Below are 14,688 nucleotides of genomic sequence, written 5' to 3'. Positions count from 1 at the left end.
CATCGGTGCCGGAAGGTAAAAGCAGTTCAACATCGCGCTTTTTCAGCAGCATTGGCTGGCTAAGCAACATGCCTTGCGGCGTCAGTTCAACAAAGCCGGTATTATCATCCTGCTGCCAGGCGAGAAGTTGCCGCTTACGATAGCTGAAATAAGTCGGGTCAATGCCTTGTTGTTTTGCAAATTCGGTTTGCGTTAGCCCACTGGCTTTATACTGGTCAAACAGCGCCAGCCACTGCTCGGTTGTTCTGCGGATCATGTGAAACCCCTGTCTGGTAGTAGATCCAAACAGGGTATGAAAACTTAGCTAAGCTTGGAATGTGTGGTTGGGGTTACGCTTACGGAATACCATAGTAACTACCCAATTTGCCTTTGAGATGGTGTTATCCCGTTTAGCGAATCATCAATAGCAACACGGCCTTGTGGTGAATTTGCAGGATGATTGGCAGTTTCAAATTTATTTTTTAAGTTATTTATCGGTTTTTCAAAATAACTCCAAACAATTTGGCTGACTAATATTGCAAAGACGGTTTTTAAGATTAGCGACAATGAAGGATGTTGAGCAAGATCCCAGCCTATATAGCTGAGTGATTTCAATAAAAGTATTTCTGACGGTCTTTGGAGTAAATAAATGCCATAGCATAGCCCTCCTAAATATGTTAAAAACCGGCTTCTCAATAAAAAAGACGCTGTTGTATCTCTATTTTGAATGCACCATAAAACCAAGGTAAAGAAATACAAGGCTAGAATTGAATAGCCAAAAACCCGACAGAAAAAAGTATATCTATCAAGCCCTCCGGCATAGAAAATTACAGCAAGGCAAATTGTTAAGGTAACTAAAAAATAACTAACAAGTTGTTTATTGATAAAGTAATTTGATCTCACAATAATGGCCAGAACAAGACCTGCACTCAAGTTGTCAAATCTTGATATGGTAGCTAAGTACTGAATTCTTTCGTTGTCTGGGAAGGAATCAAGCATTAAAAATCTGAAAATTGGCGATATGCAGATCAATAACCCCAAAGTGATTTTGAGCTGTTTGATTGTGAGTTTGTGAATCAGCAATGGTGCCAGCAGGTAAAACTGCTCTTCTATCGAAATTGACCATAAAGGGGCTAAGAAATAAGAGGGTTCAACGCCTGTTATAGATTCTCTGACATTACCCAGGAAGAATAAATACCACAGTGGGTTGCCTGATTCTTTTATAAACTCTGCATCCCAATACGAGACGTTGTGAATAAAAGACTGTGCGACCGGAATGATGATAAAAAGACCAATAACAAACGCATAATAAAGCGGGAATATTCGAAGAACCCTTCGCACGTAAAAATTTCTAAAATAATGCTCTTTGTTTTTTGTATCGATTAATATGCCACCAATCAAGAAACCGCTTATCACAAAAAACAAATCTACACCTATCCAACCAAGATGAGCAATAGGTGACAATGTTTGGTAAATATCACCAGAGCTTGGCCAGAAATGGTGAATGGTAACAAGCAATATTGCTATACCTCTCAACCCTTCTATTTCAGCAATTTTTCCATGGTAGCGGTATTCCATAACCTCAACATTCCTTATTGTATTTTTATGGTTTTATGTACTTGGTGATGTAATTGTAAATACTTTTAACGTCATCTCTTTTACCTGATGCTGATTGTGTGTGATAAATTCAATGTTTGCAACTTGCTCACGCAAGATACCGTTTTGGCCGGTAACGCTGCCATAACAGTAATAGGCCCGTAAGGGTAAACAGGAGTGATGCGGCAGCTGTACTGATAAGCAGCGGGTTGTTAAAGTTGCTGCGTTCGTCGTAATCCATAATGTGCAGCATCCAAAAAAAGTCGAACACCCGCCACAGGCTGGTTCTTACCCGGCTTACTGCGCCCGTGGCCGGGTCGAGATAAAAGGTGCTGTTGTTGTCGTCGTTAAACTGCACCTGCCATTGTGGCGTTGGCAAATGTTTTACTTCTGCTGGCAGTTGTTGCAGTAGTTGGCTGTAGCTCAGGGCGCCGTTACCCGTGTACTGAGCTTGTGCTAGCCGGGTTATATCTTGCTCAGACAGCGTGTTTAGCAACTTACCGCTGCTGGCGCTATAACGAAAGCGCTGGCCTGCATCGTCTATAACGTACACCGGCATAGCGCTAAGCTGGTTGTTATCAAGGGTTAACTGTTGGCTGATGCTAAAGCTGGCTTCGCTGCTGTGGTGTTCCAGTACCGAAGCGGGGCTTACCAATGCCTGCTGCCAGCGGGGCACTGGTTGAGTATGTAAGTGCTCGCCTCTGACTTGCTCTATGGGTAGCACCGCCATAACCAGCCCGCTTAAAAACCATAGCAGTATTTGTACGACTAAAATTAAACCCAGCCAGTTGTGCAGACGCCGACACCATTTCATCATAAGACGTTAATCGATAAGGTTAATAAGGCTATATCAACAGAAATGGGTTGCTAATGTAAAGCGGCAAAATGTCGCAGCAGCTTGCACAAGTTACCGGTGGTTAAACGATAAATAGCTCGTTCTTTACCCAGCGCCGTGAATTTGCTGCTATGCCATTTAAACGTCAAAGATATATCATCACTGGTAAGATTGTACTAATGCTGCAAGCTCGCCATTTTTTCGCATATTGTCCAGCTCGACCTGCATTGCCAGTGCAATATCAGTGGGGAACCGTAAATTTAACGCGAGGTAGTGTTTGCCAACATCCTCTAGCTTAAAAAGTGGCTCTGCCGTATCGGCTGGCATATTCTGTTCCAGCATCCAGCTACGTAAGGCTCGTTTAGAACCGGCCAACAAGTCGACTTTGTTAGCTAAAAATAGGGGTATTGGCTCGGTTCGGGTAGAAAAACCCATCAAATTCCTGTCATAGTTAAAGCCATTACTTTGCAAGAAAGCCTCTAGTCTGTCTCCGCGAGATACGGCCACAATATAGTTTTTGGCTTCTGTTAAATTGGTCGGGTTTATTTCAGTGCGGCCTTTTAAGCGAAATAGGTAGCCCGGCTCACTGGCAATAGGGCCAACCCAGTGAAACAGTGATTCGCGGTCAGCACTACGAGAAGTAGAAAATACACCGCTAAAGTGATGATGCTGCGCTTGCTCGAAAGCACGACGCCAAGGTAACAAGGTAATAGTGCAAGACAACTGTAACCGCTGGCACAAGGCGTTCACCAGATCAACATTAATGCCGGTTATGGCATTTTGCTGCAAGTAACTGTAAGGCGGAAATTGTTCGGTATAAAAATGATATTCAGTAGGTGCGGCTTTTAGGTTAAATGTTGCTACCACGGCACTTAAGAGGGACATGTAAAAATAAAACCGCACATTCATGGCGCTTGCTCGCTCTAATACCATTACAAACGATGTTTAAAGATACACCAAAATATGATTTTTGTTATTAGAACCGCGCGCTAAGCTTGCAAGAAAAACAGCATTTACCCGCAATCGACAGGCGCTGTAGTGTTAGCCTTAACGATGTCATTTAGGTTTTAAGGTCATTTTTTGTTAGCTAGCGGCCTTGACGGCCGCTGCAGGTTATTGCATAACAATGGAATGAAAGTGCTTACATTGGTGTGATTATGCAATTTACTGGTTGTCGCTTGTTCTTACCGTTACTGTTAATAATGACGCTGCCAGCTGCAGCGGTAACCGCACCGGCTTCGGTGTGTCAGCCGCTTTCCGCCAATGGGTATGTGATGCAAAAGGACGACTATGTAGACAAAGTGCAAGGGTTTTGGCTTGGATTAAGCATTGGTAATTGGACGGGGTTGGTTACCGAAATGGATAAAATTGGTGGTGACGGGCCGGCAGGGCAGTTTTACACCCGCAATGATTGGCAAGCGAAAGACCAACCAAGTATTTGGGGGCAGGGCATCCCAAGTGAATTATCTGGCACTATTGATTGGGTTGTTGCAGCGGAAGATAACGTTTGGGGGTCTGATGACGACAGTGATATTGAATATATCTATCTTAAATTGATGTATGACAGCCGTCAGCCTTTACTTAGCGCTGAGCAAATTAGAGCCGGCTGGCTAGCACATATATACACCGACACTGACACGCCGTTTAAAACGTTAGACGGCAAGCCGGAAAATTATCTCTGGGTGTCGAATCAGTACGCGTTTGATTTAATGCTGCAAAATATCTTACCGCCGTATACTGGCATGCCGGGTAATAACCCACACTACGACATGATTGACGCGCAGCTTACAACCGAATTGTTTGGTATTTTGGCGCCATTTCGTCCAGACGTAGCGTCGAGGCTGGCCTATTTACCTATCCGTACAACGGCATATGCTGAAGCGGCAGACATTGCCAATTTTTATGTGGTATTGCATGCATTGGCTGCGTCGGTGGATAGCAATAAACCGTTGCAACCTCAAATACTGCATATTGCCTCACAAGCTCGTGCTGACTTGCCGTCAAATCAATATCCGGCAAAAATGTTTGATTTTGTGCTGTCGCTTTATAAAGCGGGTGTGCCGTGGGAAGCCGCCAGGGATGCGCTGTATCGGCGTTATCAGTTGGAGCAACAGGATGGTTATGAAATAACCGGCAAAAAGTTATATTGCAATGGATGTTTTGCTGCCGGAATAAATTTTGCAGCCAGCTTAATCAGTTTGTTTTATGGCGAAGGCGATATACAACAAACACTTAAAATAGCCACACTTGCGGGATGGGATTCCGACAACCCTGCTGCTACCTGGGGCGGATTGTATGGTTTTATCCTTGGCAGGCGCGGAGTAGAGCAAGCTTTTGAACAGCGCTTCTCCACTAAATTTAACATCCATCGCACGCGGAAAGGTTTTGCCAATAACGGCATAGACAACTTTGCCAATATGGCACATATGGCAAGCACGATTGTTGAAGATGTATTACGCCAGCACTTGGCCGTAAGCATGCCTGCCGATGCCAGCTGCTGGCATATTCCAGCGGTTGTTAAGCCGATACCTGAGCCATAAGCATTAGCGTTTTTTTGCGAATCATTTAGCGGTGTTTGCCGCTTGTCCAACCGTCGCTGGCCAGCAGGGCTTCACCGGAGGCAATAGCCCCTTCTTCCAGCGACGTTGCCATGGAATCGTTCCAGCGGTTTAAATAGCCAAATAGTGCAATAACGCCCATGATCTCGACAATTTCGCCATCGTCCCAGTGTTGACGCATTTCTGCCTGAATAGCTTCGTCTACGGCATTGGGTACTTGAGACGCTGCAATTGATAATTCCAACGCGGCACGTTCTGCAGCGTTAAAGGCCGGATGGGTTCTAAATTGCCAAATATTAGCGATTTGGTCATCGGGGGCGTTGTAACGTTCTGCGGCGCGAATAGTATGGGCCTGGCAGTAGCGGCAACCGGTTGCATGGCTGGAAACGTAGGCAATAAGCCGTTTTAATGCAGAAGTTACCCGGCCATTATTTTCCATAACCGCCATATTTAACTGAATAAAGGCTTTGGCTATCGCAGGTCGATGGCTCATGGTTAAAACGCTGTTAGGACAAAACCCTAGGGTTTCATTGAAAAAGCGCGCCAGTTCGGCAACCTCTGGATTGGCGTCGGCGGTTAGTGGTGTGACAAACGGCATGTTGTCCTCTGTTTTGTAAATGAAGGGTAAGTTTTTTATAAAAACAGAAAACTACTGTCACTGTAAAGTGCATTGCCACAATTAGCGTTGATAAGTTTTATTAGGGCGTGTTGTATGAAGGGCGAAAACTAACCGTTTGCTCAGCGGTATTAGCCTACACCTAATACCGGTTAGTTTAACCAGTATTAGGTAAGTACGCCGATGTACGTCTGAGATTTAATGTTGGCGGCTATTGCGGTTGTCGCGAACCAGCCACCAAATAAGGTAAGCAACAATAAGTAGGGGTAACACAGAAGCAATAAGTGATAGCCCGACACCTAAAATGGTACCTGCAACTGCCGCGACAACCCCCAGCACCGTTGCAAATGCCGCCAGTAATGTTGGCAAGCAGTAAATGCCTACAACAATTAATAAGATAATGGCAATTTTTCTGTTCATATCCTGCTCCTGCTAATCTGGGATGTTTTGTTATTTATTAATAATTATTCAAATGCCGTGCCATTATTATTTTTTATTTAAATCAATTGCTTATATTTGTTATCGGTTGGCATTCTGGCTGGAAGTGCGGGTTTTGGCGATTTTAGCTATTAATTGGTCAGAATATTCACTACGCTTTTAATCTAAATTGCTATTGTTATTGCGTTGGTATTAACTAACTTTAACGAGTTTGCACAAATTCAAAAAAGTATGGTGTGGAAGTGGTTAAGAAGTGGTGTTTGTTAACGTTGAACAATAAAGGTATTTTGATATTTCATATTTTGAGGTTAGCATCAGCATGCTAATAATCAGGGACGAATTATGCGTTTAATGCAATGTACTCTATCGCTGTTGCTACTCATTTCTATCCAAGCTACAGGACAGCAATATTCTGCTGGCGCCTGCATTTTGTTGCAACAACAGATAGATCGTTTTGCTGCTCAGCCACAAAATTCGAATTATCGTTACGCAAAGCGTGAATACGAAAGATCTTGCTTAACACCTGCCGTGACACCAAAGCCTGCGGTGAGGGACAAGCGCGAGACTGTGACCACCGAAGTGCCCCCTCCCGCTAAACGCACAACGGAGGTGGTTAACCCTACAACGGTTACTGAATCCTTGCCAGCTAAGACCAAAGCAGAGTTAGCGCCCGTTTCTGTAGCATCTTCGCCTGAGCCGAAACCAGATCAGGCGGCGTCCGAAACTATTACTGTTGCAGCCCAGCCCGAACTTGTGGCTGCTGAAGCGCCAGTTACTGAGGTAACCACTACCTTGGGAACGGATCAAACAAGCGTTGACGCAGTTGCAATACCGAATAACGTGGCGGTACTTGATGATATGGCGGTATCCAAAGATATGCCTGCATTAAACGACGCTATGATGCTAATACTGAGTAATATCCCGCTGGTGGCTGCCAATATCGTTGCCGTCTTGCTGGTAATATTTTTGCTAACATCCTGGTTTGGTTTGAACTTACCTGGTTTTAAAGGCGTGTTTGCCGAGTATAAGCTAAACCGTTTATTACGCTGGCGCCTGTCAGGGCGCTATCAGCATTTTCGCAAACTTAAATTATTTACGGCGAAGGACGAGCGAACCGATGTTGATCATCTGGTGCTTAGCCCGTACGGCATTTTTGTTATTATGGTAAAAAGCAATCGGGGCCGTATTTTTGGCAGTGAAACCCAAGCCAACTGGACCCGGCAGTATTTTGGTAACAAAAAGCAGTTTATGAACCCGTTACATCAGAACTTTAAAAATATTGAAGCGGTTAAGCATCTATTGCATATACAAAATAGCGATACTGCGCAGCATGTGCATTCGGTTGTGGCTTTTAGCCGCTTGTCGCAATTTGAAACTGAGATGCCCGCACATGTCACCTATGTTGATGTTGTTTCAATATACCTGAAAAAATTTACTGAACCTTGTTTTACTGATGAGCAATTAAACCGCTTTGGTGCCGTGTTAAAGCAAGCGAGCGCTGAACGTTAGCGCTCGTAAAGGCTTTGTTTGTGTTATCAACGTTTATATTGTGTTGGGCAATAAGCGCGGCTAACATCCGGGTTGCGTAATTTTAAATGCTTGGTTTTTCGCCCATGCACTCTGGCCCGCCAAAGCCGGAAAGAAGAGGGCTTAAGTTCACGCCGCATTAATGTAATGACGGCCGTTTCGTTAAGGCCGTACAGTTGTTCAATTGCCTCAAACGGGGTTCTGTCTTCCCAAGCCATTTCGATAATACGTGACACGCTGGCCGCATCAGACAGGTTCATGTTTTACCTTCTTTAATTGTGTTACTGATAAACTTATCACCCAGTAAGCCCGCATCAATATGGCCAACTTTGACATAAATTAATGCGCCCTGTTCTAAAGTAAAGGGGGTGTGCTGGCTGTAGCGTGGGTTACGAAGCCAACTACCGGTGGGGTATTGCCCGTGTTCATCGCAAAACAAACCTTCCAGTACCAGTATTTCTTCCCCCCCAACATGAATATGGCGGTTAAAGTGGGTGTTAGGGGCCCAGCGTACCAAGGCTGTACTGACACCATTATGTTCGTGCAGGGGTAATACCGATAAGCCCGGCACTAACCCAGGCCGCCATGACTGCTGTTGTGTATTGATAACCTTTTGTTCGGTGTCACTGACGGCAAATTGCCACAGTTTAACCAACAAGGTACAGCCATTAGCTGAAAACGGCTTGTGTGATGTGCCGGGCGGGTTACGCAAATATGTGCCTGTTGGATAATCGCCGTGTTCGTCACTAAACACGCCATCTAATACCAGTATTTCTTCCCCACCATCATGTGTGTGTGCACTGTAGCCACTGCCTGGTGCATAGCGGACAATGCTGGTGGCACGAGCAACTTCTGCTCCGGCCCGGTCCAGCATCATGCGGCTTACGCCAGGTAATGGTGAGTCAACAAACTCATGTTGTGCAGCGTGTATTACTACACGCTGACTAAAATCACTATTTACCTGCATTGGTTAGCCATTAACCGAAATGGCAGAAGCACAGCTTATTACCATCGGCGTCTTTAACATAAGCGCCGTAAAACGTGTTCTCAATGCGTTGCCCTGGCGCACCGTCGCAGGTTGCACCTAAACTGATCGCTTTTTGATAAAGCGTATCTACCGCAGCTTTTGAACCCGGTGAAAACGATACCATATTACCGTTGCCCGGATTTGCTGGCTGTTGGTTAAAGGGTACGCATACCGCTAGCATGGGCTGTGCCATGCTTTTGCCAAAAAAGGCAATGCGGCCCATATCAATTAATGATTTGCTGCCCAGATCGCCCAATAACTGGCCATAAAACGCTTTAGCCGCCGTTAAATCACTCACACCCAAGGTTACATAACTGATCATATTTGACGCTCCAGATAGAAGAAATAAATGATATCTGACCATTACGCAGCTTAAGGCGAAATGGTGCAGTGTGAAAACGAATTTGTTTTAGGGGTTTTGCGTAAAGTGCGCCAGATTATTGCTGTTATAAGTAGGCTTTACTACGACGGTGCCTGCCAGCTTGTCGTGCCAGCCTTGCTTTTTCGCATCCCAGCCAATCCAGAAAAAACCCAACCCCAGCGGCAAGACCGCCAGATAATAGCCAATATAGCGAATAACGCATTGTTTTGTTGTTGGGTTATTGCCTGTCTTAGCATCAACGATGCGTGCTGCAAGCGCCATTTTTCCTGGAGTTGCCTGACGATACAGCCAAAACGCAATAATGGCCAGAATAGGAAATACCCACTGCACCAGATAATAGGCGCCGGTAACCTGAAAGTTGCTGCGGTCTATATAAGCCCAGCCGTAAATAAGCAACATTAACGGTAAGGTAATGCAAACCAATAACAAGCTATCAATAACAGAGGCAACCACACGTTCCCAAAAGCCAACGTATTTTAGCGCGGTTGCAGAAGAATCAGGTGCAGTATTCATGGTGTGCGTCTCATATTAGTTTGTCAGACAATTACAACCATTAGGCATAATCATCGTGCTGATAAGCGCTAGAGTAGTTAACTATTTCATTAGTTCCCGACATTTAACCCGCTGTCGTAACCGCAGTTAACCTGCGGATATTACATAACGTTGACATTATATTAAAGCGCTATCTGTGGTTAGCTGCAGGCGTGTTGCGGCTATTTTAGTGTTGTTGTCAGGCTGTGGCATAATGCCCACACTACATTTTATTCGGGTGCAATTACGCGATGACTCAGCCACACCAGCTTAACGCTCTGTTAGATACCTTGTTACAGCAATGTCAGCCGTTATATGTAGAGGGTAAGGTGGCAGACTATATACCGGTGTTATCGCAGGTGGAGCCTGAGCAAGTAGGTATTGCGGTAGCTACGCTTGATGGCACTGTGTACAGCGCAGGTGCCGCAACACAGGCATTTTCATTGCAAAGTGTGTCGAAAATTTTCGCCCTGGTTATGGCGATGAACCGTATTGGCGACGAGCTATGGCAGCGCGTTAATATGGAGCCTTCCGGTCAGCCATTTAATTCTATTGTGCAATTAGAATGGGAAAAGGGTATTCCGCGCAATCCGGTAATAAACGCCGGTGCTATTTTAGTATCCGATGTGTTGGTCAGTCACTATTCTGCCAGTAAAAGCGCTTTTTTAACCTTTATCCGAAGGCTGTGTGGAGAAGAGGCGATTTATGCTGACCCGCAGGTGTATTTATCTGAGCTGGAACATGGCAATCGCAATGCGGCATTGGCCTACCTGATGAAAAGCTTTGGTAATATTGACGCCGAAGTACCGCAGGTGTTAGAGCAGTACTTTCACCAGTGTGCTACCGCTATTAACTGTGAACAGTTAGCGCGTTCATTATTATTTTTAGCAAATAGAGGTGTGCAGCCGCATAATAATGAACAAATTTGTAGCCGACGTGACGCACACCGTGTCAATGCCATTTTATCTACCAGTGGCATGTATGATCAGTCTGGCGAGTTTGCGTTTAAAGTGGGTTTGCCGGCAAAAAGTGGTGTCGGCGGCGCCATTATTGCCATAGTGCCACAATTTGGCGTGATAACCGCCTGGAGCCCGCCACTTAACCGCTTTGGTAATTCTGTCGTGGCTATGCAACTGATTAGTTTGCTCGCCGACGAGCTAGGCTTATCGCTGTTTTAATGACTTTTTTGTAGCGGAAGAATTAATCAATACCGCGGTATTGGATAATTATTCCGCTGTCCTGAACAGATAAACAGCGCTAGGCTATTAATCAACTGGTTAATACTGTGGTTATAGCAATGCAGAATGTTCAAGGGCGTCCCTTATCCGCTTCCGAAAACCAAAGCCGGGCCCGGTTAGTCGATGCGGCAAGGCACCACTTTAGTGTTCATGGCTACGCGGCCACGACAACACGCGATATCGCCACAGCTGCTGCTGTTAATCCTGCCATGATTCGCTACTACTTTGGCCATAAAGCGGGGCTTTTTGAAACTGTGTTACGTGAGACGGTCGCGCCGATGCTTAACTTGATTAATAAGCATCCAGCGCCAAACGGTCCGGTTAATTTGGCCGCACTGGTTCAGCAATACCACAGTATGATGCTGCCATACCCAGAGCTGCCAAAATTGATTTTTCGCGCTTTACATAACCCCGATTCAGTCGAGTATGACATTGTTATGCAGGTATTTGATGGTGTGCTGCGCTTTGGTATTGACCGACTGTTAAAGCAGATAAGCCACTCTACCCCGGCAACAGATGATGTAGACGGCAAAGCCGTGGTTGTTAGTGCGTTGGCCTTGGCCGTGTTTCCTTTTTTGTTGCCACCACCTTTTCGGCAGGTTCTTAACTTTTCCGCTACCTCAGATCAATTGGCTGCAATTGCTAGCTTGGCTGATCGACTATTCATTCCTGCAAAAATAGTGCAGCACGGAGAAAAAAATGCGTAATTTTATGCTGATATTCACCGGTTTATTGCTAATGGCGTGTCAATGGCAAGAGCCTGCTGCAGCGTTTGGTACGGTTGAACGCGACCTTATCCATGTTAATGCCCAGACATCAGGGCTGATTACTGTACTCAACGCACAAAAAGGCGATAGCATTAAAACCGGACAGATATTGCTACAACAAGATAACACCGAGCAACTGCTTATCGTGGCACAAAATGAGGCACAACTTGCATTAGCCAAGGCGCAGTTAACACTGTTACAACAAGGCAGCAGGCAAGAGCGGCAAGAACAAGCTAAAGCTAATTTGGCACGCGCTGCGGCGATGTTAGACGATGCTAAGCTGACGCAAACTCGACAGGTCGCACTTTTTACTCAAAAGTTGAGCTCTGCCGCGGCGTTGCAACAAGCTGACGCAGCGTTAGCGGTAGCACAGGCGAGTTATGATGTTGCAGAGCAGCAACTAAAAGAGGTGATGGCCGGGAGTAGGCAGCCTGACATTGAGCAGGCGCTACAACAGGTAAAACAGCTTGAAGCGCGATTGCAGCAAGTGCAGTGGCAATTACAACAACTTACCGTCGTTGCAGAGCGGGACGGTACTGTTGACGATATCCTTTGGCGCAGGGGGGAGCGCGTGCCAGCGGGGGCGACGCTGTTAACCTTGTCAGTAGATGACAGTGCGTATGCAAGGTTATATTTGCCCGCCAATGCTTTAGCAAACTGGCGGCTTGGGCAGCAAGTAGAGGTATGGCTTGAAGGGCGCGATGCAGCAGTTAATGGCACTATTCGTTTTATCAGTCCAAATGCCGCATTTACCCCACACTTTGCGCTGCATCAGTTAGAACGCAGCCGGCTGGTGTATCTGACAGAAGTAAGCCTGCCACAAGACCTTGGTATACACACTGGAACCCCAATTCGGGTGTTGTTGCCATGAATGATATTGTTATTAAAACTCAAGGTCTGACCAAATATTTTGACGATTACTGCGCGGTAAATGATCTGGATTTAGCCATAAAGCGAGGTAGCATTTACGGTTTTCTTGGTCCCAATGGTTGTGGTAAATCTACCACTATGCGGCTGTTAACGGGCTTATTAACACCCAGTGCTGGCGAAGTAAAAGTCCTTGGCTATGATCTGCCAAATCAAGCTGAAGCACTGCGGCTTAAAATTGGTTATATGACGCAAAAATTTTCGTTATACGACAACCTAAGCGTACTGGAAAACCTGCAGTTTGTGGCGCAAATTTATGGTTTGTCCCGCGGTCAGCGTCGAGAGCGGCTGTCTCAATTATTAGCCATGTATCATCTGGAAGATAAACAACACGTTAGAGCGGGCTCACTTAGCGGTGGACAAAAGCAGCGTTTGGCTTTGGCTGCGGCCACGTTACATGAACCCCCGTTATTATTACTGGATGAGCCAACGTCTGCGGTTGATCCGGAAAACCGCAGAGAGTTTTGGGAGCGCTTGTTCGACCTAAGCGATAGTGGCACCACTATTTTAGTCTCAACCCATTATATGGATGAAGCAGAGCGTTGCCATGGTTTGGCGATTATGGAACTGGGTAAAAAGCGTGCTGATGGCAGCCCGGCACAGCTAATGGAGCAGTTAAAAGCGACTGTGTTTCAGCTAACTGGCGCCGGGTTACGACAAGTAGGCAAGCAGCTGGCGGATTTAGCCCCGGTTATTTCTACTGCGCAAATTGGTAATACCCTGCGTGTGTTGCTGACCCCCGGTTTGCCTGACGCTAAAGCATGGCTACACCAACAGGTAGCGCATATTAATATAGAGCAGGTTAAACCCAATCTTGAAGATGTTTTTGTTGCAAGTACTGGAGTGGGTTATGCCAAGTCTATTCAGAATTAATGCCATTATGCTTAAAGAGCTGCGTCAACTGGCGCGCGACCGTATAACCTTCGCCATGATTGTGATGATCCCGCTTATCCAATTAGTGTTATTTGGTTATGCCATTAACACGGATGTGCGTCATGTGCCAGCGGCTGTGGTCGATTTTGCCAACACCAGCCAGAGCAGGCAATTGTTGTACGACCTGGAGGCGTCGCAAGTTGTGGTGTTTATACAGCGTTTCGACAGTGTACAACAAGCAGAACAAGCGTTAACCAAGGGAGATGTGGCCGCAGTGCTGGTGTTACCAGTCGATTTTCAGCGTCGCTTGATATTACGCCAAAGCGGGTTATCGCATCAGCCGGTAGCACAATGGATAACTGATGGTAGCGATCCGATATTAAGTGGTGCGGTAAGTGCGCTGAGCCAGTTACCGTTAACGCCTAACGGCGTGCAGGGAAGCAACGCACCGACGGCCGTTATGGAGATCGTCAGTTATTTTAATCCGGAAAAACGCTCAGCAGTAAATATTGTGCCCGGGCTTATTGCGATAATACTGACTATGACAATGGTACTGTTTACCTCGGCAGCCGTGGTGCGGGAGCGGGAACAGGGTAATATGGAGTTTTTAATTACCACGCCAATGCAACCGCTTGAGTTGATGCTGGGTAAAATAATCCCATACATTGCCGTAGGCTGTATTCAAACCAGCATTATTCTTGGTTTGGGACATGTTTTATTTGCCGTACCATTGCCTACGCATTGGGTGTCGTTGGTTGTAGTTACATTGCTATTTATTTTGGCAAGTTTAACGCTGGGGCTTATTATTTCCACGCGGGCCGCCACGCAGTTGCAAGCCATGCAGATGACTGTGTTTATTTTACTCCCCTCTATTTTACTGTCTGGTTTTATGTTTCCTTATGCGGCTATGCCAAAGGCAGCGCAGTGGTTGGCGGAAATTTTACCGGCAACGCATTATGTCCGGATGATAAGAGCGGTAGTATTGCGTGACGCGCACTGGTGGTCGCTAAGTTATGACGTGATTTATTTAACCTGCTTTACGTTGTTGGGGTTATTACTCGCCACATTACGGTTTAAAAAGCGTTTGGATTAGGGCTTGTTGATCTTTCGAGATGGATTATTAGACAGCATGATGGGCTGGTACAATTACTTTCGCCAAAAACTAACCATGACAACCCATCATGCCAAGGACAATGTTAACAGACGAGTGCTGGTCAAAGCTAATCAGATTGATGCTTAAAACAGGCCGCATTTATGACAAACCGGAACACAGAAATACTTTCGAAGGCATTTTGTACCGGATGCGGGTCGGTTGCCCATGGCGCGATGTGCCAGAAACTTTTGGAGATTGGAGCGCCATCTACCGGCGTTTTAACTTGTGGTCTAAAAAAGGC

The 14,688-nt window shown here is 45.9% G+C and carries 18 protein-coding genes; 8 read left to right on the top strand and 10 right to left on the bottom strand.

Going from position 1 to position 14,688, the window contains the following annotated elements:
* The 4 genes from tnpA to H595_RS0118270 form a co-directional block, all read right to left on the bottom strand.
* On the bottom strand, window positions 1-256 hold a 256-nt coding region (gene tnpA / locus H595_RS0118290; protein WP_240474935.1), incomplete at its 3' end, for an IS66 family insertion sequence element accessory protein TnpA.
* A gap of 98 nt (window positions 257-354) precedes the next feature.
* A complete protein-coding gene (locus tag H595_RS0118285; RefSeq protein WP_027672480.1) occupies window positions 355-1,557 on the bottom strand; it encodes an acyltransferase family protein in 1,203 nt (400 codons plus the stop codon).
* Between the two features lie 127 nt (window positions 1,558-1,684).
* Window positions 1,685-2,392 carry a PepSY domain-containing protein gene (locus tag H595_RS0118280; RefSeq protein ID WP_027672479.1) on the bottom strand — a complete coding sequence of 236 codons (708 nt, stop codon included), beginning with the start codon at window positions 2,390-2,392 and terminating at the stop codon, window positions 1,685-1,687.
* 177 nt (window positions 2,393-2,569) lie between these two features.
* A complete protein-coding gene (locus tag H595_RS0118270) occupies window positions 2,570-3,295 on the bottom strand; it encodes a substrate-binding periplasmic protein (RefSeq protein WP_169338568.1) in 726 nt (241 codons plus the stop codon).
* Window positions 3,296-3,567: 272 nt separating this feature from the next.
* On the opposite strand from H595_RS0118270, the gene H595_RS22840 reads away from it, so the two are divergent.
* Window positions 3,568-4,950: an ADP-ribosylglycohydrolase family protein gene (locus tag H595_RS22840; protein WP_037055298.1), complete on the top strand. Its 1,383-nt coding sequence runs from the start codon at window positions 3,568-3,570 to the stop codon at window positions 4,948-4,950.
* 25 nt (window positions 4,951-4,975) lie between these two features.
* Here H595_RS22840 and H595_RS0118260 read toward each other — a convergent pair whose 3' ends face one another.
* A complete protein-coding gene (locus tag H595_RS0118260) occupies window positions 4,976-5,566 on the bottom strand; it encodes a carboxymuconolactone decarboxylase family protein (RefSeq protein WP_027672477.1) in 591 nt (196 codons plus the stop codon).
* 216 nt (window positions 5,567-5,782) lie between these two features.
* A complete protein-coding gene (locus H595_RS0118255; RefSeq protein ID WP_027672476.1) occupies window positions 5,783-6,004 on the bottom strand; it encodes a hypothetical protein in 222 nt (73 codons plus the stop codon).
* A gap of 360 nt (window positions 6,005-6,364) precedes the next feature.
* Between H595_RS0118255 and H595_RS23605 the strand changes: the two genes are divergently transcribed.
* The gene (locus H595_RS23605) at window positions 6,365-7,531 is read left to right on the top strand and encodes a nuclease-related domain-containing protein (protein WP_051219980.1); all 1,167 of its coding nucleotides are present in this window, start codon (window positions 6,365-6,367) and stop codon (window positions 7,529-7,531) included.
* Window positions 7,532-7,557: 26 nt separating this feature from the next.
* On the opposite strand, the gene H595_RS0118240 is transcribed toward H595_RS23605, so the two are convergent.
* The 4 genes from H595_RS0118240 to H595_RS22830 form a co-directional block, all read right to left on the bottom strand.
* Window positions 7,558-7,809, bottom strand: coding sequence for a TIGR03643 family protein (locus H595_RS0118240; RefSeq protein ID WP_027672475.1), 252 nt, complete (start codon window positions 7,807-7,809; stop codon window positions 7,558-7,560).
* A complete protein-coding gene (locus tag H595_RS0118235) occupies window positions 7,806-8,516 on the bottom strand; it encodes a cupin domain-containing protein (RefSeq protein ID WP_027672474.1) in 711 nt (236 codons plus the stop codon). The genes H595_RS0118240 and H595_RS0118235 overlap by 4 nt, the downstream gene beginning before the upstream one ends.
* 10 nt (window positions 8,517-8,526) lie before the next feature.
* On the bottom strand, window positions 8,527-8,898 hold the full coding sequence (locus tag H595_RS0118230) for a VOC family protein (protein WP_027672473.1): 372 nt from the start codon (window positions 8,896-8,898) through the stop codon (window positions 8,527-8,529).
* A gap of 87 nt (window positions 8,899-8,985) precedes the next feature.
* Entirely contained in the window at window positions 8,986-9,471 is a 486-nt protein-coding gene (locus tag H595_RS22830; protein WP_037055295.1) for an RDD family protein, read from the bottom strand.
* Window positions 9,472-9,740: 269 nt separating this feature from the next.
* On the opposite strand from H595_RS22830, the gene glsB reads away from it, so the two are divergent.
* From glsB to H595_RS23970, 6 genes are all read left to right on the top strand, one after another.
* Window positions 9,741-10,667: a glutaminase B gene (gene glsB, locus H595_RS0118220; RefSeq protein ID WP_027672472.1), complete on the top strand. Its 927-nt coding sequence runs from the start codon at window positions 9,741-9,743 to the stop codon at window positions 10,665-10,667.
* A 119-nt stretch (window positions 10,668-10,786) separates the two neighbouring features.
* Window positions 10,787-11,434 (top strand): TetR/AcrR family transcriptional regulator, encoded by a 648-nt coding sequence (locus H595_RS0118215; protein WP_027672471.1) that lies wholly within the window; start codon window positions 10,787-10,789, stop codon window positions 11,432-11,434.
* Complete coding sequence (locus H595_RS0118210; RefSeq protein WP_027672470.1) at window positions 11,427-12,365, top strand: HlyD family secretion protein; 939 nt, start codon at window positions 11,427-11,429, stop codon at window positions 12,363-12,365. Before H595_RS0118215 ends, H595_RS0118210 begins: the two co-directional genes overlap by 8 nt.
* The gene (locus tag H595_RS0118205; RefSeq protein WP_027672469.1) at window positions 12,362-13,294 is read left to right on the top strand and encodes an ABC transporter ATP-binding protein; all 933 of its coding nucleotides are present in this window, start codon (window positions 12,362-12,364) and stop codon (window positions 13,292-13,294) included. The genes H595_RS0118210 and H595_RS0118205 overlap by 4 nt, the downstream gene beginning before the upstream one ends.
* Window positions 13,272-14,387, top strand: a complete 1,116-nt coding sequence (locus H595_RS0118200) for an ABC transporter permease (RefSeq protein WP_027672468.1) — start codon at window positions 13,272-13,274, stop codon at window positions 14,385-14,387. Before H595_RS0118205 ends, H595_RS0118200 begins: the two co-directional genes overlap by 23 nt.
* Before the next feature lie 88 nt (window positions 14,388-14,475).
* On the top strand, window positions 14,476-14,688 hold a 213-nt coding region (locus tag H595_RS23970; RefSeq protein WP_156885966.1), incomplete at its 3' end, for a transposase.

The sequence above is a fragment of the Rheinheimera baltica DSM 14885 genome (assembly GCF_000425345.1).
GTDB classification, from domain to species: domain Bacteria; phylum Pseudomonadota; class Gammaproteobacteria; order Enterobacterales; family Alteromonadaceae; genus Alishewanella; species Alishewanella baltica.
Note: the sequence above shows the minus strand (reverse complement) of the source record. Positions and strands in the feature narration are given on the sequence as shown.